This is a genomic window from Streptomyces sp. SAS_272 (assembly GCF_052543235.1).
The window spans coordinates 62091-85595 of the sequence record NZ_JBMNDR010000037.1; the positions used below are offsets into that span (position 1 = coordinate 62091).

Consider the following 23505-nt stretch of genomic DNA (forward strand, 5'->3'; position numbering starts at 1 on the left):
CGACTCGGCGGGATCTTTTGCGTTCGGGCGCCCCGTTCTCGGTTGTGCCGTCAGGGCCGACGGACAGGGGCCGCCTTTTCTCGGGCGGCCCCTGTCCGTCGGTCGTCGACGTGATCCTCAGCGGCCGAGGGCGCGGCGGCCGCGACCCTGGGAGAGGACCGGGAGGTTGCGGGCGGGCGCCTGCGCGCGCGTGTCCTCCTCGATGCGCAGGGCCAGCGCCGGACAGCGACGCACCGCGCGTAGAGCTTTTGCCTCGGCGTACTGCGGTACCTTCGCCTGCGCCACCGTGGGGAAGCCGTCGGCGCCGAGCTGGAAGACCTCGGGGAGGATGTCCGCGCACAGGCCGTGGCCGCGGCAGAGCGTCCAGTCGACGAAGATCTTCTGGCGGCTGGAGCCGCTCTCCTCCGGCGCGTTGCCGCTCGTGATGCTCGCGGGTGCCGTGCCCGCCTCGAAGAGCGGCAGAACGCCCTCCACGGGCCGTCCGCAGCCGTTGCCGAGGACGTGGGCGGCGAGGTCGTCGGTGAACGCCTTGATGGTCGACTCCAGGAACATCGCGGAGCCGTCCGGGTGCGAGCACGCGCCGCGCCGCTTGACGTTCTTGGCGACCTGCTTGAGCGCCTCCAGTGCGGCCGGACCGCCGCCGTTGATGATGTCCTCCAGGCCGCGCGCCGCGGCCGGCAGGCCGAGGTAGCAGGGGCCGCACTGACCCGCGCTCTCGTCGGCCAGCCATTGGGCCACGCGCAGGGACTCGCCCAGCGGGCAGGTCTCCTGGCTGATCGGCAGGATCGCGCCCGCGCCGAGCGCCCCGCCCACCGCGTCGAGCGAGTTGCGGGAGACGACCGCCTCGTTGACCGTCGCCGCGTCGATCCACTTGCCGTGGTAGCCGCCGGTCAGCACGCCCTGGGGCACCGGCGGGGCGCCCGCGAGCTGGAGGACGTAACGCAGCGGCACGCCGGTGGGGACCTCGATCACCATCGGACGGGCGACCGCGCCGGAGACCGTCAGCATGACCGTGCCCGGCTCGTCGTACAGGCCGGTGTTGCCGTACCGCTCCGGGCCGATGCGGGCGGCGATGGCCAGCTGGGCGAACGTCTCGGCGTTGGAGAGGAGGGTCGGCGCGCCGCCGACGCCGTTCTGCGAGGCGCTGACCTTGCGGCCGGGCGGGATCGGCGGGCCGCCGTCGATGGAACGGATCAGCGACGCTGCGGCACCCGTGACCATGCGGATCGGGTTTCGCTGGACGAACGCCTTCAGAGCCGATCGACGGCCGTTGCTGAGCCCGCGTTCGGAGAGCGCGGCCTCCATCGAGCGCTGAGTGGATTCGCGGGTGACCCCCACCACGAGCGTGCGGGCACCCAGCGCCTCCGCGACGAGCAGCGCGCCGTCCAGGATGAGGTGCGGGGCACGGTTGATGAGCACCGTGTCCTTGCGGCAGGCCGGTTCGTCCTCGCTGCCGTTGACGACGACGACCGGTCGTACGCCCCGTTTGATCGCGGCCTCGGCGACCGAGCGCAACTTCTTGTGGAAGGGGAAGCCCGCGCCGCCGCGACCCTTCAGGTTGATGTTCTCGGAGAGCTTCGCGAGAGCCTCTCCGCCCAGGGGTTCCAGCGGCCCGTGCACCTTCAGGTGCATGGGCAGGTCAAGTCTCTCGACAAGGTCGAAACCCGACGTGAGTTGCGGAAGGCCGACCACGCGGACTTCTGGGACGTCGGGCAGGGCCTCGTTCACCTATAGCCTCCGGAAGGCGTGTTCCAAGGTTCGCCCGAACCCGGTGCGTCGTACGACGCACCGGGCGATGGTTCGTTGGCGGGACCGCTGTTGTACGTGTCGTTCTGGTTGTACGTGGCGTACCCGGGGTTCGTCTCACCTGTGTCGTACACGTCACGTCCGCCGGATCCAGGAGTGCCCGGATTGCCATAGACCGGGATGGTGAATCCCGTGTCCTGAAGCGGGTCGTACACGGACTGGGGTGCTTCGCCGACCGGCGGCGGGGACGGGATCGGCCAGCTGCCCGAGGTGCTGCCGCCGTTGTCGACCCGCGGGATCGCCTCGGTGGCCTGCTGCAGATCGAACGGCATGCCCATGCGCGCCGTCTGATCGGCGATGTAGGGCGGCTGTTGGCCGCGCGGCGGGGTGTTGACGGCGCGGTAGGCGGCCGCGAAGCCGTTCGCCGGCTCCGGGGTGGCGGGCGTGTCGTACAGCGGCGACGCCGACGGCGGGGTCATCCGGGTGGAGCTCATCGTGTCCGTCAGCGGCGAGCGGCCGGAGCGGCCCTCGTACCCGGGCAGCGCCGACGAGCCGGTCTCCGACACGCGCGCGCGTGACGCTTCGAGTCCGTCCATGGCGGAGCGGTCAGGCGCCCCCAGGAACGCGGTGATCCGGTCGGCGACCCTGCGCTTGAACGGGCGCGGAGCGGCACGCAGCGCGAGAGCGGCCATGACGCCGGCCAGGCAGAGCTCGTACGAGACCATGAAGAACGGCTTCGCCGCGCGTCCTGCGAACAGGCCGTGGATGAGGGCCGCGCACAGCGCCGGGTAGGCCAGCATGTGCATCGCGCGCCAGCGGGCGGCGACCTCGGCCGGCGCGGCGAACTGGTTGCGCAGTGCACCGGTGATGCCCACGAAGATCATGAGCAGCGCGGCGAGGGAGCCGAGGCCGATGAGCCCGGCGCTGCCCTTGACGCCCAGACTGAAGGGGATCAGCGCGGCGATCAGGACGGTGTGCTCCAGGGCCAGCTTGACGGTGATGTGCACCACGAGGAACGCGATGGAGCCGACGGCGGTCACGCGGTGGACGCCCTGCGCGAGGATCCGCTGACGTGTGTTGAGGATGAGCCGGTCCTGGGCGACGAGGCCCCAGATGACCGAGCAGGTGAGGCACACCAGCGACAGGACACCCGCACCGAAGTTGAGGAATGCCTGCAACTGGTCGCCGCCGACCAGCACGACCACAGGTATGAGGACCAGGACGACAGCCGTCGCCAACCCGTAGGCCGACCGGCCGGGCTTGGGGAGCGTGCTGTTACTGGAACGAGGGTTCATGGGGGCAACTCCGAGCAGTTTCGGGAAAGCGGTCCCGCTGCCGAACTCTAAGTGGCTCCATACCGATGGGTACGAGGTTTGAGTTATTGCGTTGTTATGAAACGACGATGTGGCTGTTGTGATGTCCTTTAGCGGCTGTTACGCGAAGTAACCAAGACCCTGGATGCAGCTCTGTCCCCCCGTTCTCGGCACACCAACGGTGTCTCGACCATGCATACGTAAGCGCGTGGCCTCGTGCTCAAGGCCTGCGGTACCCTAACGCCATGCGTGCTGTACGCCTTCTGCTTAGCGAGCCGCGCTGATCAGTCCCGACCGCCGGTGAACGGACGGTTCGGAATCGGCGCGGCGTCCCCTCCTGTGCGAGGGGATTTTTCGTTTCCTGGACGACAACCCGCTGGCAGAGACGATCGATGGAGCTTTGAGGACCATGAGCGAGACGAACCCCGCTGCCGCCGCTGTCCCGGCAGAGGCCGCGCCGCACCGCTACACGGCAGCCATGGCCGCCGAGATCGAGGCACGCTGGCAGGACTTCTGGGACGCCGAGGGCACCTACGCCGCGCCGAACCCGCAGGGCGACCTGGCCGGTGACCCCGAGATGGTGGCCCGGCCCAAGAAGTTCATCATGGACATGTTCCCGTATCCCTCCGGTGCGGGACTGCACGTCGGTCATCCGCTGGGTTACATCGCGACCGACGTCTTCGCGCGGTTCCAGCGCATGACCGGCCACAACGTCCTGCACACCCTGGGCTTCGACGCCTTCGGCCTGCCCGCCGAGCAGTACGCCGTGCAGACCGGCACGCACCCGCGGGTGTCCACCGAGGCCAACATCGAGAACATGAAGTCCCAGCTGCGCCGGCTGGGCCTGGGCCACGACAAGCGCCGGTCGTTCGCCACGATCGACCCCGAGTACTACAAGTGGACCCAGTGGATCTTCCTGCAGATCTTCAATTCCTGGTACGACGAGGACGCGGACAAGGCCCGTCCGATCGCCGCGCTGGTCGCCCAGTTCGAGTCCGGTGAGCGCCCGGTACCGGGGCACACGCGCGCGTGGCACGAGCTGACCGCCGCCGAGCGCGCCGACGTGCTGGGGGAGTTCCGTCTGGCCTACGCCTCCGACGCGCCGGTCAACTGGTGCCCCGGCCTGGGCACCGTGCTGGCCAACGAGGAGGTCACCGCCGACGGCCGCTCCGAGCGCGGCAACTTCCCCGTCTTCAAGGCCAAGCTGCGCCAGTGGAACATGCGCATCACCGCTTACGCGGACCGCCTGCTGAACGACCTGGACGCGCTGGACTGGCCCGAGGCCATCAAGCTGCAGCAGCGCAACTGGATCGGCCGCTCCGAAGGCGCCCGCGTCGACTTCCCCGTGGACGGCGAGCGGATCTCGGTCTTCACCACGCGCCCGGACACCCTGTTCGGCGCGACCTACATGGTCCTGGCGCCCGAGCACCCGCTGGTCGACAAGTTCACCCCGGAATCCTGGCCCGAGGGCACCCACGACGTCTGGACGGGCGGCCACGCCACCCCGGTGGACGCCGTCGCCGCGTACCGCGCGCAGGCGGCCTCGAAGTCCGACGTCGAGCGCCAGGCCGAGGCCAAGGACAAGACCGGCGTCTTCACCGGTGTGTACGCGACCAACCCGGTCAACGGCGAGCGGGTCCCCGTCTTCATCGCCGACTACGTCCTGATGGGCTACGGCACCGGCGCGATCATGGCCGTCCCGGCGGGCGACCAGCGCGACTTCGAGTTCGCGCGCGCCTTCGAGCTGCCGATCCACTGCATCGTCGAGCCGACCGACGGCCGCGGCACCGACACGTCGACCTGGGAGAACGCCTTCGCGTCGTACGAGGCGAAGATCATCAACTCGGCGAACGACGAGATCAGCCTGAACGGTCTGGGTGTCGTCGACGCCAAGGCGCGCGTCACCGAGTGGCTCGAGGGCAGGGGGATCGGCGAGGGCACCGTCAACTTCCGCCTGCGCGACTGGCTGTTCAGCCGTCAGCGCTACTGGGGCGAGCCCTTCCCGATCGTCTACGACGAGGACGGCATCGCCCACCCGCTGCCGGAGTCGATGCTGCCCCTGGAGCTGCCGGAGGTCGAGGACTACTCACCCCGCACCTTCGAGCCGGACGACGCGAACACCTCCCCGGAGACGCCGCTGTCCCGCAACGCGGACTGGGTGAACGTCACGCTGGACCTGGGCGACGGCGCCGGCCCGCGACGCTACCGCCGCGAGACCAACACCATGCCCAACTGGGCAGGTTCCTGCTGGTACGAGCTGCGTTACCTGGACCCGCACAACAGCGAGCAGCTGGTCGACCCGGCCGTCGAACAGTACTGGATGGGCCCCCGTGAGGGGCAGCCGCACGGCGGCGTCGACCTGTACGTCGGCGGGGCCGAGCACGCCGTGCTGCACCTGCTGTACGCGCGCTTCTGGTCCAAGGTCCTGTTCGACCTGGGGCACGTCTCCTCCGCGGAGCCGTTCCACAAGCTGTTCAACCAGGGCATGATCCAGGCCTACGCGTACACCGACTCCCGCGGCGTGTACGTCCCGGCCGCCGAGGTCGAGGAGCAGGACGGCACGTTCCTGTACCAGGGCACGCCCGTGAAGCGTGAGTACGGGAAGATGGGCAAGTCCCTGAAGAACGCCGTCACTCCGGACGAGATCTGCGCCGAGTACGGCGCCGACACGCTGCGCCTGTACGAGATGGCGATGGGTCCGCTGGACGTCTCGCGCCCGTGGGACACCCGCGCGGTGGTCGGCCAGTACCGCCTGCTGCAGCGGCTGTGGCGCAACATCGTCGACGAGGCCACCGGCGAGGTGACCGTCGTCGACGCCGAGGCCGACGAGCCGACCCTGCGCGCTCTGCACAAGGCGATCGACGGGGTGCGCCAGGACCTGGAGGGTCTGCGCTTCAACACGGCCATCGCCAAGATCACCGAACTGAACAACCACCTGACCAAGGCGGGCGGGGCGCTGCCGCGCACGGTCGCCGAGGACCTGGTGCTGCTGGCCGCCCCGCTGGCCCCGCACATCGCCGAGGAACTGTGGCGCAAGCTGGGCCACACCGACTCGGTCGTCCACCAGGACCTGCCCGTCGCCGACCCGGCGTACGTCGTGGACGAGAGCGTGACCTGCGTCGTACAGATCAAGGGCAAGGTCAAGGCGCGCCTGGAGGTCTCCCCGGCCATCTCCGACGAAGAGCTGGAGAAGGTCGCGCTGGCCGACGAGGCGGTCGTCAAGGCGCTGGGCGGGGCCGGTATCCGCAAGGTGATCGTGCGGGCGCCGAAGCTGGTGAACATCGTTCCCGCGTAGGGGCGGCTCCGCGCACGCGGCCTGTCGATCCGCCGGGGGCGGTGGCCGGGTGAGGGCGCGGTACCGGGCTCCGCTCGCCCGGCCGGGCGGTGGGCCGCATGACGTCGGTCGCCCCTTAGGGGTTCGGTGCGGGCAGGTTCGGGGTTCTTCTGGAACTCCGGGCCTGCCCGTCTCGTTTACCGTTTGAAGGGCGGGGCGCCGGCTGCGGTGTGCCGTCTGCGGGGCCGGACGCGTCGTGCAGGTCGAAGGAGGAGCTCGTGGAAGCCGTGATCGCCGTCATCGTCCTGCTCTTCGTGCTCTGCCTGGCGCTCGGCGCCTACGCCACGGTGAAGGTGGTCGGGGCCGCAAAACGGGGCGTCGACCGCACCATCACCCAGGCCCGCCGCACGGTCGAGGACCACACCCTGCGGGCCAAGTCCTTCGCCCAGCTCGGACCGGCCGGCGAGATCGCCCAGCTACGGCTCGCCCTGCGCACATCGATGCGGGCCACTCAGGAAGCACTGCACGCGGGCGCCGTGGAGGACGAGTCCCTGAAGGAGTCCCTCGGCCTCTTCCAGAGGCTCAGCGCGCACGGCCACGAACTGGACGCCGAACTCAAGCGCCTGGAGTCGGAGCCGGACCGGGCGACGCTCGTCGAGCGTCTGCCGGCGCTGCGGGAGCGCACCGAGCGCATCACGGGATCGGCCGACTCGTTGCGTTGGGCCGCCCGTGACCGTGCCCGCCGCTTCGCGGAGGACGACCTCGACTCCCTCAGCGCCCAGATCGGCGTCGAGGCCGGCGCCCTGCGGCACTGGACCACGTCGGAACCCGACCAGACGCCGCCCCCGTGGCCCGAAGCGCCGGCCGCCGACAGCACGACGGCGGGCCAGACCTGGCCCGAGACCCCCGGGGCACGCACCGCGGACGAGCCGACCCCGCCCGCCATCACCCCGCCCGGACCGCGCCCCGTCTACCCCTGGCAGAAGAAACCGCGCCCCGAGAGCACCACCTGAGCGGAGTCCAGGGTTTCGGCGCCCTGTCGGCAGAGCGGCCAGGTGGCACGGTGATGCCGTGGTCGTCGCACGCTGACGGGGGGCGCGGGGCCTGAGTTCCGCGCATCACCGGATCCCGGCTCGGGCCTTGTTCGGCGTGGTATTTGATTCGGTCAAGGGCAGCCCAGCTGCCAGGGGCCGGGCTGCCGCGCAGCGGCTACGCCAGGTAACCTCCAGGTCATGTCCCGCCATGTCGCGATCGTCACGGATTCAACGGCCTACCTGCCGCAGCGGACGATGGAGCGTCATGGCATCACCGCGGTGCCCCTGACCGTCGTCCTCGGCGACCAGGCACTCGAAGAGGGCAGTGAGATCTCCACCCGCTCGCTGGCTCAGGCGCTGCAGAAGCGACGCCCCGTCACCACCTCGCGCCCCAGCCCGCAGCACTTCGCCGAGACCTACCGCAGGGTCGCCGAATCGGGCGCCTCCGGCATCGTCTCCCTGCACCTCTCGGCCGAACTGTCCGGCACATATGACGCGGCGGTGGTCGCGGCGCGCGAGGCGCCCGTTCCGGTGCGGGTGGTGGACACCGGCATGGTGGCCATGGCGCTCGGCTTCTGCGCGCTCTCGGCGGCCGAGGTCGCGGAGTCGGGCGGGACGGTCGACGAGGCGGTCACCGCGGCGGAGAAGCGAGCCGACGGCACGTCCGCCTACTTCTACGTCGACACCCTGGAATATCTACGTCGGGGCGGCCGGATCGGCACCGCACAGGCCCTGTTGGGCTCGGCGCTCGCCGTGAAGCCGCTCCTTCAGCTGGACGCGGGGCGCATCGACCTCCTCGAGAAGGTCCGGACGGCCTCGAGGGCGATCGCACGTCTGGAAGAGCTCGGCGCCGACCGGGCGGGCAGCGCGCCGGTGGACATCGCCGTGCATCATCTCGCGGCTCCCGACCGGGCATCGGCTCTCGCGGACCGACTGCGTTCCCGGGTGCCCGGACTCGTCGATCTGCATGTCAGCGAGGTCGGAGCGGTGATCGGCGCCCACACCGGACCAGGACTGCTGGGAGTCGTGGTCTCGCCGCGATGAGGACGTCCCGCACTCCTGCGAGTGGCGAAGTTATCCACAACAGGCTGTCCGTCCACGGAAATTGAGCAAGATCATCGCGATGTGGCGACGTGTCCGATCCTCGTGGCATGGCACTTCGATCACGCTCACGCAGCACGCACGCGACCAGCGGTCCCGGCCGCGCCCGCGGTTCCGACGCACGCTCCCGCCGCCTGCGTCCCCCCGACGGTCACCGGGCGCGGCACCGTCATGCCTCGGCGGAGGAGAACCGTCGCAGGGCGCAGGCCTTGTTCACCGCACGGGCCCGGGAGGCAGGCGCGACGGAGAAGCCGGGTGTCGGACCGCCAGGCGGGGGCGGCGCGGGCGACAGGGGCGGTGGAGGCGGCGGACGGCCGGAGTCCCCTGGGCTGGTTGCACAGAGCGGCCGACCGGAGTCCCATGGGCTGGCTGGACAGAGCGGCCGACCGGAGTCCCGTGGGCTCGGTGGACGCAGCGGCCGGCCGGAGTCCGGTGGGGGCGGTGCTGCGGACGGCACCGGGTCTGCGGACGGCACGGGAGACCTGCGCCCGGCGGGCGGTGCAGGAGAACCCGGTCCCGGGGGTGGGACACGGGCCGGCACCGAGGGCGAGGGCGCTGACGCCGGTGTCGTCGCCGCAGAGGGCGGTGCGTTCCAGGGTGCTGTCGTCACCGTGGAGGGCGGCGCGTTCGAGGGCGCGGGCCAGGAGCCATGGGCGGCCCGGGCGGTTTGGTGGGAGCGGGCGGGGCTTGCGCTGCGGGAGCGGATGCCGGTCTGGTTGGAGGCACGGTGCGGACTGGAGCGCAGGAGCGTCCTGGCGCTGACCGTGCTGCTGGTCGCCGCCGCGGGTTTCGCCGTACAACACTTCTGGACCGGAAGGGTCCAGCCGGTGAAGGCGCCGGAGGTCGTGCGAGCCGCGGCTCCCTTCGGGGCGGCGGCAGGCGAGCGGGACTCGGCGGCCGGCCCCGAGGCGTCCGCGGGTCCGCCGAGTCCGGGAATCCCGGGGAGCACCGTGAGCTCGGTCGGCGGCGAGATCGTGGTGGACGTCAGCGGAAAGGTGCGCAGGCCCGGAATCCATCGTCTCCCGGCCGGTTCGCGGGTCGTCGACGCGTTGGACGCGGCCGGTGGGGTGCGACCGGGCACCGACACCGACGGTCTCAACCGCGCACGGTTCCTCGTCGACGGCGAGCAGGTCGTCGTCGCCGGCTCGCCGGTTGCTGGGGCTGGGGCTGGGGCCGGGGCCGGGGCTGGAGCGGGTGCGGGTGCGGGTGCGGGATCGGCTGGGTCCGGCGGCGCGACAGGTCCGGGCGGCAGGCCCGCGGCACCTGTGTCCCTCAACACGGCGACGGTCGACCAACTCGAGGCCCTGCCCGGCGTGGGACCGGTGCTGGCGCAGCACATCATCGACCACCGGGCGCAGAACGGCGGTTTCCGCTCGGTGGACGAGCTGCGGGACGTCAACGGAATCGGTGAGCGGCGCTTCGCCGACCTGCGGAATCTCGTGCGGCCATGAGGCGGGCGAACGCTGGGCGGAGGATTCCCGGGGTCGGCGGCAATGTCAGGGATGAGGACGGGGCCGCTCTGAACGGCGCCTGGCCGGTGCCCGGCGGGCGCGGTCGGCAGGCCGTGCACGCCGACTCCGGGAGGCGGCTGGGCGACGCCCACCCGCGTCAGGAGGGGCCGGTGGATCTCCGGCTCGTACCACCCGCCCTCGCGGCGTGGGCCACGGCCGCGTTCACGTTGGACGCGTCCCCGGGGCTGGTGGGCGGCCTCGTGATCGGCTGTCTGGCGGCCGCAGTGATTCTCCTGGTCGTGAGGGGGCGCAGCGCGAGGAACGCCCCGGTCACGCAGGGCCCCTGGAGCACCGGGCCGCGCGTGAACCCCGGAGTGGCGGATGGTGCGGTGTCGTCGGGGAGTGGGAAGGCTTCGCCGGGCCGGACCGTCGCGAGGGTGCATGGTGCGGGCACCGCGGGGGGTGGTGGGGCTTCGCCGGGCGCGACCGTCGCGGAGGTGGACGGTGCGGGCTCGGCGGGGCGGGGCGGGGTTTCGCCGGGCGTGACTCCCGAGGTGGTGAATGGTGCGGGCTCGGCGGGGCGGGGGAGGGTCTGGCGGCGTGTGACTGTCGCCGCCTCTCTGCTCTGTGCGGCTGCGGCAGCCGCGTCGGCCGGGCTGCACGGCGCGGATCTGCGCCGCGGGCCGGTGCCGGCGCTGGCGGGCAGGTACGCGAGCGTCACCGCCGAGGTCGAGCTCACCTCCGACCCACGGCTCACGCGCCCTCGCGTCAGAGGGGACCACGTGATGCCGGACTCGGTGATGATCGAGGCGGAGGTGCGCAGGGTCGAGACCGCACACCGGACGGTGGTGGCGACGCGGACGCCGGTCCTGCTGATCGTGGACGCAAGATCGCGCAGGGGAGGCGGCGGCGGGCGCCCGGGGCCCGAGGGAGGCGGCGGCATGCGTCCGGGGCACGAGGGCCGGAAGGAGTCCGGCGGCGCGCCAGGTCCAGAAGGGCGGCCCGAGGCACCGTGGCTCGCGTTGTTGCCGTCCACCCGGCTGCGGGTGGCCGGGCGGCTCGCGCCCGCCATGGCCCGAGGGGACCGGTTCGCGGCGGTGCTGCGGGTGCGGGGCAAGGCGGCGCCGTCGGTCGTGGGAGGACCCTCTGCCACCCAGCGGACGGCGGGGCGGCTGCGGGCGGGTCTGCGGGCGGCCACCGACGGCTTGCCGGCGGACGCCAGGGCGCTGCTGCCGGGGCTGGTGGTCGGGGACACCTCGAGGATCACGCCCGAACTGGACGAGGCCTTCAAGGAGACGGACCTGGCCCACACTCTGGCCGTCTCCGGGAGCAACCTCACGATCATCCTTGCGCTGCTCCTCGGCCCGCCCGGTCTCGCCCAGCAGGTCGAGCGGCGCGGGCTGGCACCCCGGCTGGGCGTCCCCCTGCGCGCGAGCGCGGTGCTCGGCGGGGCGCTCACGCTCGGATTCGTGGTGGTGTGCCGGCCCGACCCCAGCGTGCTGCGCGCTGCGGCCTGTGGAGCGATCGTGCTGCTGGCCCTGGCGACCGGTCGACGCCGCTCCCTCGTCCCGGCCCTGGCGACAGCAGTGCTGCTTCTGGTGCTGTACGACCCGTGGCTGGCCCGGAGCTACGGCTTCCTGCTGTCCGTCCTCGCCACCGGGGCCCTGCTGACGCTGGCGCCGCGATGGAGTGCCGCCCTGCGCAGGCGGCGGGTACCTCCGAGGCTCGCGGAGGCGTTGGCGGCAGCCGGAGCCGCGCAGGCCCTGTGCGCACCGGTCGTCGCGGTGCTGTCGGCGCGGGTGAGTCTGGTGGCGGTGCCCTGCAACCTCCTCGTGGAGTTCGCGGTCGCGCCCGCGACGGTACTGGGCTTCGCGGTGCTGGCGACCGCGCCGGTGGCGATGCCGGTGGCCGAGGCGCTGGCCTGGTGCGCCGGTTGGCCCGCCGAGTGGATCGCGGGTGTGGCCCGAACGGGCGCCGCGCTGCCCGGTGCGGGGATCGACTGGCCGGGCAGTTGGGCCGGGGCCCTGTTGCTGGCGGCCGTCACGGGCGTGGCGGTGCTGTCCGGGCGGCGGTTGTCGAGGCATCCGTGGCTGTGCGCGGTCTGCGGGGCGTTGCTGCTGCTCGTGGTGGTGCGGCCGCCGCCGCTCACGAGGGTGCTCACGGGCTGGCCGCCGCCGGGCTGGCGACTGGCGATGTGCGACGTGGGGCAGGGCGACGCGACCGTCCTCGCGGCGGGCGGCGGCGCCGGCGTGGTCGTGGACGCCGGTCCCGATCCGGCGCTGGTCGACCAGTGTCTGCGCGCGCTCGGCATCACCAGGGTGCCGCTCGTCGTGCTCACCCACTTCCACGCGGACCACGTGGCAGGGCTGCCGGGGGTGCTGCGGGGCCGGGAGGTGGGAGCTGTCGAGACAACGGGCTTCGAGGAACCCGTGGAGCAGGTGGAGTTCGTACGGAAGGAGGCGAGGGCGCGGAACATCCCCGTCGTGCGGGCCGTGGCCGGGGAGCGCCGGCGGGTCGGCGCCCTGGAATGGGAGGTGCTGTGGCCTCCGCCGCTGCCGGCGCCCGAACCGGAAGGTCCGAACGACGCGAGTGTGACGCTGCTCGTGCGGTCGGCCGGGCTGCGCATGCTGCTCCTGGGCGACCTCGAACCCCCGGCGCAGCGGGCGCTGTCGAGATCGCCGGCGGCCGCGCTGGTACGCGGAGTGGACGTGCTGAAGGTGGCGCATCACGGCTCGGCCTACCAGGACCCGGACCTGATACGGACCGTGGCGCCCCGGCTGGCGCTGATCAGCTGCGGCGCGGACAACCCGTACGGACATCCCGCGCCCAGCACGGTCGCGGCACTGCGCAAGGGAGGGGCCCTGGTACTGCGGACGGACCGGGACGGGGCCATGGCGGTCGTCGGAGGAGGGGGCGGGAGCGAGGGGTTGCGGGTGGCGCGAGACTGAAGACATGAATCCCGCACCGGCGAAGGACGAACCGCCCCAGCCCGACGTTCCCCGGGGCGCCGCCCATCCCTCCGACGCCCGGGGCGCCGCCCGGCCCTCCGACGCCAGCGATGGCGCCTGGCCCGCCGTTCCCCAGGGCGCAGCCCGGACCGCCGACGCCCCGGACGCCGCGCATGCCTCCGACGCCCCGGATACCGCCCGGCCCGCGGACGCTCGGCACCAGGACGTCGTCGGCTTCCTCGACGCTCCTCTGGTCGAGGCCTATCTCCGCCGTCTCGGTCTCGGTCTCGAGTTGCCGTTTCCGCCCCCGACCGCCGGGCTTCTTCGTGAGCTGCACCTGAGGCATCTGCGGGCCGTGCCCTTCGAGAACCTGTCGGTGCATCTCGGGGAGGAGATCGCGCTGGAGGAGAAGCGGCTGGTCGAGAAGGTCGTCGTGGCGCGGAGGGGAGGGTTCTGTTACGAACTGAACGGGGCGTTCGGGGCGCTGCTGACGGCGCTGGGCTTCGAGGTCGCCCTGCTGGCGGCGCGGGTGTACGGCGAGGAGGGCCGGCTCGGTATCCCGTACGACCATCTCGCGCTGCTGGTCGGGACGGCGGACGGCGGGCATCGGCTGGCCGACGTCGGGTTCGGGGCGCACAGTCATCACCCGCTCCGATGGGGGCACGACGGCGAACAGGCCGATCCCGGCGGGACGTTCAGGATCGCCGAGGCCGGTCCTGACCCGGCCGGAGCGGAGGCGGGAGCCGGTGGGGCGGTGCCGGCGCGGGACGTGGACGTCGTGCGGGACGGAGCGCGGGTGTACCGGCTGGAGGTACGGCCCCTGGTGCTGGGGGACTTCGCGGCGGGAGCCTGGTGGCACAGCACCTCACCGCAGTCGCACTTCACGCGGTCGCTGATCTGCTCGCGGCTCACGCAGGACGGAGGACGGATCACGCTCAGCGGACGCCGGTTGAAGACGACGTCCGCGGACGGAGAAAGCCGGGAACACGAACTGGAGGCCGACGACGAGGTGTTGGGGGTGTACCGGGAGCGGTTCGGGATCGAGCTGGAGCGGGTGCCGACGGTTCGCGCGCACGGGTAGTCCCCGGCGTACGGGCATCGCGTACGGGCATCGCGTACGGACCTTGCGGGCGGACAGGGTGCACGGGCCGTGTGCGCGTGCCGGAAAATGGCGCCGTGAGCGATGTGAGACATGTGCTGGTGCTGCCGGACCGCGACGCGGCGGAGGAGGTGGCTCAGGCGCTCGGGGAGCGGTTCGGCGTCGGCGAGGAGCCGAGGATCGTCCGCGACGCCCTGGCCGGGGAGGACGACGCGGAAGACGCGCAGTGGCTCGTCCTGCTGCACGACGAGGACGGACGGCTCGACGCGGCGGCGCTGGACGAGTTCGCGGCGGAGTGGGAGGGCTGGCGGGAGGAGCCATAGGCGCGTAGGCCGCGTTGTCGGTGGCTCGTGGGATGCTGTCGGTGATGGCCAGGAAGACTGCGAATGACGACCCTCTCGCCCCGCTGACGCTCGCCGTGGGCCAGGAGGACCTCCTGCTCGACCGTGCCGTGCAGGAGGTGGTGGCCGCCGCCCGGGCCGCCGACGCCGACACGGACGTACGCGACCTGAATCCGGACCAGCTGCAGCCCGGCACGCTCGCCGAGCTGACCAGCCCGTCGCTCTTCGCGGAGCGCAAGGTCGTGGTCGTACGCAACGCGCATGACCTGTCCGCCGACACGGTGAAGGACGTCAAGGGGTACCTCGGTTCGCCCGCCGAGGAGATCACGCTCGTCCTGCTGCACGCCGGCGGCGCCAAGGGCAAGGCGCTGCTGGACGCCGCCCGCAAGGCAGGCGCCCGCGAGGTGGCCTGTCCGAAGATGACCAAGCCGGCGGACCGGCTGGCCTTCGTCAGACAGGAGTTCCGCGCGACCGGCAGATCGGCCACGCCCGAGGCCTGTCAGGCGCTGGTCGACGCCATCGGCAGCGATCTGCGGGAGCTGGCGTCGGCCGTGTCCCAGCTGGTCGCCGATGTCGAGGGCACCATCGACGAGGCCGTCGTGGGCCGGTACTACACCGGGCGGGCCGAGGCGTCGAGCTTCACCGTGGCCGACCGGGCGGTGGAGGGGCGGGCCGCCGAGGCGCTGGAGGCGCTGCGCTGGTCGCTGGCCACCGGCGTGGCGCCCGTGTTGATCACCAGCGCGCTGGCCCAGGGCGTGCGGGCCATCGGCAAGCTGTCCTCGGCGCGCGGCGGCCGTCCCGCCGACCTGGCGCGGGAGCTCGGCATGCCGCCCTGGAAGATCGACCGGGTTCGGCAGCAGATGCGCGGCTGGACGCCGGACGGGGTGGCCGTCGCCCTGCGAGCGGTGGCCGAGGCGGACGCGGGCGTGAAGGGCGGCGGCGACGATCCCGGGTACGCCCTCGAGAAGGCCGTCGTGGCCATCGCGCGTGCGGCGCGGTCCGGGGGGCGCGGATGACCGTCACTTTCCACGTGCTTCATGCCGGTCGGGAGCCCGGGGTGATCGTCCCCCGAGGGTGATCGTTCTGGGTGTGGTCGTCCTCGGTCTCGGTGTGCTCGTCCTCGGTGTGATCCAGTCGCCGTTCCCCTGCCGGGGAGGAGAATCGGACGTACCAGCCGCACATCGCCGGCGCATGCGAAAGGTGGCGATCGACATGGCTGAACACCCGCACGCGGCACTCGTCCGCGAGGGATACGAGGCCTTCAGCCGCGGGGACATGGACACCCTGCGCGGGCTGATGACGGGGGACTGCACGCATCACGTGCCCGGTTCCCACCCGCTCTCCGGGGACTTCAAAGGCCTCGACGCGATCACGGACATGTACGGCAGGCTGTTCTCGGAGACGGCCGGGTCGATGCGCGTCGAGTTGCGCAACGTGATGGTCGACGGACGTGGGCATGCCGTCTCCATGCACCGTTTCACCGCCGACCGAGGCGGTAAGCACCTCGAGGACGACGGGTGCATCGTCTTCCGGATCGTCGGCGACAAGATCACGGACCTCGACGAGTGCGTCTCGGACATCGACACGAGCAACGAATTCTGGTCGTGAAGGCCAAGACGAAGGCCCCGGCTCCGGCCCTGGGGAAGGGCGGAGAGCCGAGGCCTCCGGCAAAGCTGATCAAGCTGGTGAGCCCGTACCCGCGTGGCGAACGCAGGCCGCGTACAGGCTCGGGGGTGCCGGACGGGAGCGGATGAGAGGGCCCGCTGAGTCCCTGCCGGCGATCAGATCAGTGAAGCGGTTCAGCCCTTGAGGGACTCGACCTTGGAAGCAAGCGCCGACTTCTTGTTGGCGGCCTGGTTCTTGTGGATGACGCCCTTGGAGACGGCCTTGTCGAGCTGACGCGCAGCAGCGCGCTGGTACTCGGTGGCCTTCTCGGCGTCACCCGCGGCAGCGGCCTCGCGGGCCTTGCGGATCGCGGTCTTCAGGGACGACTTGACGGCCTTGTTGCGCAGCCGAGCCTTCTCGTTGGTCTTGTTCCGCTTGATCTGGGACTTGATGTTCGCCACGAATGAGCCTTTTCAGGTTCAGGCACGGAGCCGCACGGGCTCGTACCAGGTGATTTCTTGGGTGTGTCTCGCGCTGAGAGGGCATGAGACACAGCTGCCCAGACTACCAGCGGCTGCCCGGGTGGCCCAAACCGGTCTCCGGTCGCCACCCGTGGGACCATGGAGCCTACGTATCGATCCGACCCGAGGCACAAGGCGCCTCAAGAGACAGGACCCTGCGTGCCCGCGACCCCTAACAATGTGCCCGAGCCGAGCCGTACCGACCCGGCTCTGATCCGCAACTTCTGCATCATCGCGCACATCGACCACGGCAAGTCCACGCTCGCCGACCGCATGCTCCAGCTGACCGGAGTCGTCGATCAGCGGCAGATGCGTGCTCAGTACCTCGACCGCATGGACATCGAGCGCGAGCGCGGCATCACGATCAAGTCCCAGGCCGTGCGCCTGCCCTGGGCCCCGACACAGGATGCGGGCAACACCCATATCCTGAACATGATCGACACCCCCGGTCACGTGGACTTCACGTACGAGGTGTCCCGGTCGCTGGCCGCGTGTGAGGGCACCGTCCTCCTCGTCGACGCCGCCCAGGGCATCGAGGCCCAGACTCTCGCCAACCTCTACCTGGCGATGGAGAACGACCTCAAGATCATCCCGGTGCTGAACAAGATCGACCTGCCGGCCGCCCAGCCCGAGAAGTTCTCCGAGGAGCTCGCCAACCTCATCGGCTGCGACCCCGAGGACGTGCTCAAGGTCTCCGCCAAGACCGGTCTTGGCGTCGAGGCGCTGCTCGACCGGGTCGTCGCGGACGTCCCGGCTCCGGTCGGCGTCCAGGACGCCCCCGCCCGCGCGATGATCTTCGACTCGGTCTACGACTCCTACCGCGGTGTCGTGACGTACGTACGTGTCATCGACGGCCAGCTCAACAAGCGTGAGCGGATCCGGATGATGTCGACCGGCGCCACGCACGAGCTGCTCGAGATCGGTGTCTCGGCGCCGGAGATGAAGTCGGCCGACGGCCTCGGCGTCGGTGAGGTCGGCTATCTGATCACCGGTGTGAAGGACGTCCGTCAGTCCAAGGTCGGTGACACCATCACCACCCTGCACAAGGGCGCGACCGAGGCCCTCGGCGGGTACAAGGACCCCAAGCCGATGGTGTTCTCGGGCCTGTACCCCCTCGACGGCTCGGACTACCCGGAGCTGCGCGACGCGCTCGACAAGCTCCAGCTCAACGACGCCGCCCTGGTCTACGAGCCGGAGACGTCCGCCGCCCTCGGCTTCGGCTTCCGCGTCGGCTTCCTCGGCCTGCTGCACCTCGACGTGATCCGTGAGCGGCTGGAGCGCGAGTTCGGGCTCGATCTCATCGCCACCGCGCCGAACGTGGTCTACCGCGTCGTGATGGAGGACGGCAGCGAGCACACCGTCACCAACCCGAGCGAGTTCCCCGAGGGGAAGATCAGCGACGTCTACGAGCCCGTCGTACGCGCCACGATCCTCGCGCCCTCCGAGTTCATCGGGTCGATCATGGAGCTGTGCCAGACCCGGCGCGGCACCCTGCTCGGCATGGACTACCTCTCCGAGGACCGGGTCGAGATCCGCTACACGCTCCCGCTCGCGGAGATCGTCTTCGACTTCTTCGACCAGCTGAAGTCCAAGACGCGCGGTTACGCGTCGCTGGACTACGAGCCCACCGGCGAGCAGGCCTCCAGCCTGGTCAAGGTGGACATCCTGCTGCACGGCGACAAGGTGGACGCCTTCTCGGCGGTCACCCACAAGGACGCCGCGTACGCCTACGGTGTGCGGCTCGTCGCCAAGCTGCGCGAGCTCATCCCGCGGCAGGCCTTCGAGGTGCCGATCCAGGCGGCCGTCGGCTCCCGGGTCATCGCCCGCGAGACCATCCGCGCCATCCGCAAGGACGTCCTCGCCAAGTGCTACGGCGGCGACATCTCCCGTAAGCGCAAGCTGCTGGAGAAGCAGAAGGAGGGCAAGAAGCGGATGAAGATGGTGGGTTCCGTGGAGGTTCCGCAGGAGGCCTTCATCGCCGTCCTGAGCAGTGACGACAGCGCGGGATCCGGCAAGGGCAAGAAGTAGCCGCGCAGGAGCCCGGTGTCCGGGGCGTGCAAAGGGCCTGTCGCGCTGTCGCGCGGCGGGCCCTTTGGCTGTACTCAGGAGAAAGTGACCACCCGGAGCCCCTTACGCGCTGGCCAGTCGCCCTTTACTCTGATGCCTGCTCGGTAGTTACTCGTGAGTTAAACAAGAGCCGCCGTCCAGCACAGCCGTCGTCAACAAGAGCCGCCGTCAACAGCAGCCGCGCGTCGAACGACGCCGCAACGAGCCAGCCGCACCGTCGCGGGCCCCGGAGGATGTCGTGAGCGACACACAGACACTGATCGAGAACCGTCCGCCGTCGGTCGCGGGCCTCTTCCTGGAGCGCGTGGCGGCCACGCCCGACGCGGAGGCGTACCGCCATCCGGTGCCCGCCGCGTCCGGCGAGGGCCCCGACGCATGGAAGGCGCTGAGCTGGGCGCAGGCCGCCGAGCGGGTCTACGCGATCGCGGCCGGCCTCATCGAACTCGGCGTGCAGCCCGAGCAGCGCGTCGCGCTCGCCTGCTCCACGCGCCTGGAGTGGATCCTCGCCGACCTCGGCATCATGTGCGCCGGGGCGGCCACGACCACCGTCTACCCGCAGACCAACGCCGACGAGTCGGCGTTCATCCTCTCGGACTCCGAGAGCCGGGTGCTGATCGCCGAGGACGCGGCCCAGCTCGCCAAGGCGGTCGCGAAGCGCGCCGAGCTCCCCGACCTCACCCATGTGGTCGTGATCGACCCGGCCGGCGTGGAGACCGCCGACTGGATCCTCACCCTGGACGAGCTGGAGAAGCGCGGCGCGGCCCGGCTGGAGAAGGAGGCCGGGCTGATCAAGGAGCGGGTCGCCGCGATCACCTCCGACCAGCTCGCCACCCTCATCTACACCTCCGGCACCACCGGCCGCCCCAAGGGCGTGCGTCTGCCGCACGACAACTGGTCGTACATGGCGAAGGCGATCGCGGCGACCGGCCTCGTCGGCCCCGACGACGTGCAGTACCTGTGGCTGCCGCTGGCGCACGTCTTCGGCAAGGTGCTCACCTCCGGCCAGATCGAGGTCGGGCACGTCACGGCCGTCGACGGACGCGTCGACAAGATCATCGAGAATCTTCCGGTCGTCCGGCCGACGTACATGGCCGCCGTGCCGCGCATCTTCGAGAAGGTCTACAACGGCGTCGCCGCCAAGGCCCGTGCGGCCGGCGGGGCCAAGTACAAGATCTTCCAGTGGGCCGCAGAGGTCTCCCGCGAGTACGCCAAGGCCGCGCAGGACAACTTCCGGCGCACCGGCAGCGCGTCCGTCCCCTTCGGGCTGGGCGCCAAGCACAAGGTCGCCGACGCGCTCGTGTTCGCCAAGATCCGCGAGGCCTTCGGCGGCAACCTGCGCGCCTGCGTCTCCGGGTCGGCGGCCCTCGCGCCGGAGATCGGCTACTTCTTCGCCGGCGCCGGCATCCACATCCTCGAGGGGTACGGCCTGACGGAGTCCTCCGCCGCGTCCTTCGTGAACCCCGGCGAGGCCTACCGCACGGGCACGGTCGGCAAGCCGCTGCCCGGCACCGAGGTGCGCATCGCCGACGACGGCGAGATCCTGCTGCGCGGCCCCGGCATCATGGAGGGTTACCACGGGCTCCCCGAGAAGACCGCCGAGGTCCTCGAGGCCGACGGCTGGTTCCACACCGGCGACATCGGCGAGCTGTCGCCCGACGGGTACCTGCGGATCACCGACCGCAAGAAGGACCTCATCAAGACGTCCGGCGGCAAGTACATCGCGCCCGCGGAGGTCGAGGGCCAGTTCAAGGCGGTCTGCCCGTACGTCTCCAACATCCTCGTGCACGGCGCCGACCGGAACTTCTGCACGGCGCTCATCGCCCTCGACGAGCCGTCCCTCCTGGACTGGGCGAAGGACAACGGACTGGCCGGAAAGTCGTACGCCGAGGTCGTCGCCGCGCCCGTCACCGTGGAGCTCATCGACGGTTACGTCAAGCAGCTCAACGAGGGCCTCCAGCGCTGGCAGACGATCAAGAAGTTCCGGCTGCTGCCCCGCGACCTGGACGTCGAGCACGGTGAGATCACGCCGAGCCTGAAGCTCAAGCGGCCGGTCGTGGAGCGGGAGTACAAGCACCTCATCGACGAGATGTACGCCGGATCGCGCGAGGCGTAGGGCGGCGCGGCTCCGGCGGCGCGTGGGGCGCGGGGCGCGGGCGAAGCGCGGATGCCGGCGGGGCGGCCCCCCGGCGCACATCGGCGGCCACCCCGGCGGCCACCCCGGCGTGAAAGGGGAGGGGCGGAGTCCGGTTGTTCGGATTCCGCCCCTCAACCGTGCGTCATCGTGCGTCATCGGGCACTCGCGTGCGCCCGCATAGCACGCTTCCAGCCCCGGTCGGCTCACTTCGGTGACCCAGCGCTCATGGATGCAACCGGTCTGTCACCCTGGTGGGCATCCGTACCGTCCGGGGAGCAGCGCATGGGAGCCATTCCGACGCAACGGGAGACCCTCTCCCGGGCCGGCGCGCCCGCGCGCGCGAGTGGGCTCCCGCACGCGCGCGCGACGCTGGCCGGCAGCTCCCTCGCGCCCGGGGCGGCCCGCGACCTGGTCCGCGCGGCGCTGTCGGAGTGGGCCGGGACCGGCCTGCCCGGCGCCGTGAAGCTGCGCGAGCGCCTCGCCGAGGACGCGATACTCGTCGTCAGCGAACTCGTCACGAACGCCGTGGTCCACGCCGGCACCGAGGTCGAGCTGGTGTGCCGGCTGGAGGCGGAGCCCGGTCCGCCCGACGGCGGCCTCGCGTTCGTCGTCGAGGTCTGCGACCGGCACCCCTCCCGCACACCGCGCGACCACGCCCCCGACCCGCCCGAGGGCACTCCGGAGCACGGCCGTGGCCTGCGCCTGGTCGCCACGCTGGCGGACGCCTGGGGCGTGACCTACCGCAGGGGGGCGAAGACGGTCTGGGCGCGGCTCCTGCCGGCCGCCGACTCCGCCGCCGAGCAGGGTGGCGCCGGCGTCGGTGTGGCGCCGGCCGCCGGGGTGGCGGGCCGGCCCGGCGACGCCGCGGGCTTCACCGGCGACGCCACGGGCCTCGGCCTCACCGGCGACGCTCGCGCCGCAGACCCCGAGTGCGACGACGGCCACGGCGACGATCACAGCCCCGGCTTCGACCCGGGCCACGGCTTCGGCTACAGCCCCGGCTTCGACCCGGGCCACGGCTACAGCCACGGCTACGGCCACGCCGATCTCACCGGTCTCCTCGACGCCCTCGCCCCCGAACCGGAGCCGAACGGCCGGGGCGAGCCGGACTGGCTCAACCGGGGCGCCCTCTCCTTCCTCGCCGAGGCGTCCGACCTGCTCGCCGGCCAGCTCGACGAGGACCTGGTCGCCGCGCTGACCGGCCAGCTTCTGGTGCCGCGGCTCGCCGACTGGTGCGCGGTGTGGCTGGAGGACGAGGTCAGCGGCCGCGGCGACTGGGCGGGAGGGCCGGGGCCGCGGCTGGCCCGGGTCTGGCACGGCAGCGAGAACCGCATCGAGGAGCTGCGCCGCGCCCTGGAGAAGGACCCGCCGTGCCCGCCCGACGGCGGCCCCCGCTCGGGGCCGGAGTCCTATCCCTGGCCCGCGACGGCCCTCGGCCCGCACGGCGCCGCGCTCGCCTACCGGTTGATCGCCGGTGGCCGGCCACTGGGCACCCTGGTCCTCGGGCGGGCCGGACCGGGCGTCTTCCCCGACGAGGTCACCGGGCTCGTGGAGGATCTCGGCCGCAGGGTGGCGCTGGCCATCGGCGCGGCGCGCCAGTACGCCCGGCAGGCCACCATCAGCGCGGTCCTGCAGCGCGGGCTGCTGCCCGGCGCGGTCGCCCAGATCCCCGGCGTGTGCAGCGCCCTCGTCTACGAGCCGCGCGAGCAGGGCGGGCCCAGCGGCGACTTCTACGACCTGTTCCCGGCGGGCGACGGTCGCTGGTGCTTCGCCGTGGGGGACGTCCAGGGAAAGGGCCCGGAGGCGGCTGTCGTCATCGGCCTGGCGCGCCCCTGGCTGAGGCTGCTGGCCCGCGAGGGCTACGGCGTCGCCGACGTCCTGGACCGTCTCAACCAGCTCCTCCTCGACGACGCGACCGAGGCCGCGGACGCCGCCGCCCGCGCCTTCGTCGGCCCCGCCGGGCCCGGAGACGGCCCGCAGACCCGCTTCCTGTCGCTCCTGTACGGCGAGCTGGCGCCCTTCGAGGGCGGCATCCGCTGCACCCTCGCCTCCGCCGGACACCCGCTGCCGCTGGTGCTCGGGCCGGACGGCGCTGTCGCCACGGCCGGACGCCCGCAGACCCTTCTCGGGGTCGTCGAGGACGTCGTCTACACCTGCGACAGCCTGGAACTGCGGCCCGGCGACAGCCTGCTGTGCGTCACCGACGGCGTGACGGAGCGGCGCTCGGGACCACGCCAGTTCGACGACGAGGACGGTCTCGCGACGGCGTTGGCGGGCTGCGCCGGACTGGACGCGGAGCTGATCGCGGAGCGGATCCGGCAGCTGGTGCACGAGTTCGGCCAGGAGCCGCCGGACGACGACCTCGCGCTGCTGGTGCTGCAGGCGGAGTAGCGGGCTGCTCGACGCAGGGCGGCGAAGCGGCTGGGGAGCCCGTACGGCGGCGAGGGTGACGGGGTGCGGCGGGCCGGGGGGCGCTGCGGAGTGGTGGTGTGGCCTGCGGAGGTGGTGGTGTGGCGGGCATGGGGTGTCGCTGCGCAGGCGGTGGTGCGGCGGGCCGTGACGGTGGTGCGGCGGAGGCGGCGGGGCGGCGAAGACCACGGGCCGGGCGGCGAGGGACGCGGCCAGGGCGCGCTCTGCGCATGTAGGGTCCCGTTTTGTGCCGAAGGCGAAGAATGCCGCAGATGACACGCCCACCCGCCGAAGCGTCCTGATCGCCGGCGCGGGAATCGGGCTGACCGCGACCGCATGCACCCGCGAGGCCCGTCCGTCGGCGGGGGGGGGGGGGGGGGGGGGGGGGGGGGGGGGGGGGGGGGGGGGGGGGGGGGGGGGGGGGGGGGGGGGGGGGGGGGGGGGGGGTGGGGGGGGGGGGGG

General features: G+C 72.0%; 15 protein-coding genes. 12 read left to right on the top strand and 3 right to left on the bottom strand.

The window, feature by feature from the left end:
* Positions 1 to 117: 117 nt before the first annotated feature.
* Positions 118 to 1728 (bottom strand): NADH-ubiquinone oxidoreductase-F iron-sulfur binding region domain-containing protein, encoded by a 1611-nt coding sequence (locus tag ACN6LD_RS21610; protein ID WP_319196625.1) that lies wholly within the window; start codon positions 1726 to 1728, stop codon positions 118 to 120.
* On the bottom strand, positions 1725 to 3041 hold the full coding sequence (locus ACN6LD_RS21615; RefSeq protein ID WP_319196627.1) for a ferric reductase-like transmembrane domain-containing protein: 1317 nt from the start codon (positions 3039 to 3041) through the stop codon (positions 1725 to 1727). The genes ACN6LD_RS21610 and ACN6LD_RS21615 overlap by 4 nt, the downstream gene beginning before the upstream one ends.
* 427 nt (positions 3042 to 3468) lie before the next feature.
* Here ACN6LD_RS21615 and leuS point away from each other — a divergent pair, with 427 nt between their 5' ends.
* The 9 genes from leuS to ACN6LD_RS21660 all read left to right on the top strand — a co-directional run bounded on the left by leuS (position 3469) and on the right by ACN6LD_RS21660 (position 15915).
* A complete protein-coding gene (gene leuS / locus ACN6LD_RS21620; RefSeq protein ID WP_319196629.1) occupies positions 3469 to 6354 on the top strand; it encodes a leucine--tRNA ligase in 2886 nt (961 codons plus the stop codon).
* A gap of 257 nt (positions 6355 to 6611) precedes the next feature.
* The gene (locus ACN6LD_RS21625) at positions 6612 to 7346 is read left to right on the top strand and encodes a hypothetical protein (RefSeq protein ID WP_445044032.1); all 735 of its coding nucleotides are present in this window, start codon (positions 6612 to 6614) and stop codon (positions 7344 to 7346) included.
* 219 nt (positions 7347 to 7565) lie between these two features.
* Positions 7566 to 8411: a DegV family protein gene (locus ACN6LD_RS21630; protein WP_319197674.1), complete on the top strand. Its 846-nt coding sequence runs from the start codon at positions 7566 to 7568 to the stop codon at positions 8409 to 8411.
* A gap of 668 nt (positions 8412 to 9079) precedes the next feature.
* Positions 9080 to 9919 carry a helix-hairpin-helix domain-containing protein gene (locus ACN6LD_RS21635; RefSeq protein ID WP_445044033.1) on the top strand — a complete coding sequence of 280 codons (840 nt, stop codon included), beginning with the start codon at positions 9080 to 9082 and terminating at the stop codon, positions 9917 to 9919.
* A gap of 113 nt (positions 9920 to 10032) precedes the next feature.
* Entirely contained in the window at positions 10033 to 12867 is a 2835-nt protein-coding gene (locus tag ACN6LD_RS21640) for a ComEC/Rec2 family competence protein (protein WP_445044037.1), read from the top strand.
* Positions 12868 to 13117: 250 nt separating this feature from the next.
* Entirely contained in the window at positions 13118 to 13948 is an 831-nt protein-coding gene (locus ACN6LD_RS21645) for an arylamine N-acetyltransferase (protein ID WP_445044038.1), read from the top strand.
* A gap of 95 nt (positions 13949 to 14043) precedes the next feature.
* Positions 14044 to 14289, top strand: a complete 246-nt coding sequence (locus tag ACN6LD_RS21650) for a hypothetical protein (protein ID WP_107443991.1) — start codon at positions 14044 to 14046, stop codon at positions 14287 to 14289.
* Between the two features lie 44 nt (positions 14290 to 14333).
* Positions 14334 to 15323: a DNA polymerase III subunit delta gene (holA, locus tag ACN6LD_RS21655; RefSeq protein WP_319196774.1), complete on the top strand. Its 990-nt coding sequence runs from the start codon at positions 14334 to 14336 to the stop codon at positions 15321 to 15323.
* Between the two features lie 196 nt (positions 15324 to 15519).
* Positions 15520 to 15915 (top strand): nuclear transport factor 2 family protein, encoded by a 396-nt coding sequence (locus tag ACN6LD_RS21660; RefSeq protein WP_445044034.1) that lies wholly within the window; start codon positions 15520 to 15522, stop codon positions 15913 to 15915.
* Positions 15916 to 16106: 191 nt separating this feature from the next.
* Here ACN6LD_RS21660 and rpsT read toward each other — a convergent pair whose 3' ends face one another.
* Positions 16107 to 16373: a 30S ribosomal protein S20 gene (gene rpsT / locus ACN6LD_RS21665; RefSeq protein ID WP_057574704.1), complete on the bottom strand. Its 267-nt coding sequence runs from the start codon at positions 16371 to 16373 to the stop codon at positions 16107 to 16109.
* A gap of 219 nt (positions 16374 to 16592) precedes the next feature.
* On the opposite strand from rpsT, the gene lepA reads away from it, so the two are divergent.
* The 3 genes from lepA to ACN6LD_RS21680 all read left to right on the top strand — a co-directional run bounded on the left by lepA (position 16593) and on the right by ACN6LD_RS21680 (position 23025).
* Positions 16593 to 18461, top strand: a complete 1869-nt coding sequence (lepA, locus tag ACN6LD_RS21670) for a translation elongation factor 4 (RefSeq protein ID WP_319196770.1) — start codon at positions 16593 to 16595, stop codon at positions 18459 to 18461.
* 277 nt (positions 18462 to 18738) lie between these two features.
* Positions 18739 to 20613: an AMP-dependent synthetase/ligase gene (locus ACN6LD_RS21675; RefSeq protein WP_319196768.1), complete on the top strand. Its 1875-nt coding sequence runs from the start codon at positions 18739 to 18741 to the stop codon at positions 20611 to 20613.
* 303 nt (positions 20614 to 20916) lie between these two features.
* Positions 20917 to 23025, top strand: coding sequence for a SpoIIE family protein phosphatase (locus tag ACN6LD_RS21680; RefSeq protein WP_445044035.1), 2109 nt, complete (start codon positions 20917 to 20919; stop codon positions 23023 to 23025).
* Positions 23026 to 23505 lie beyond the last annotated feature (480 nt).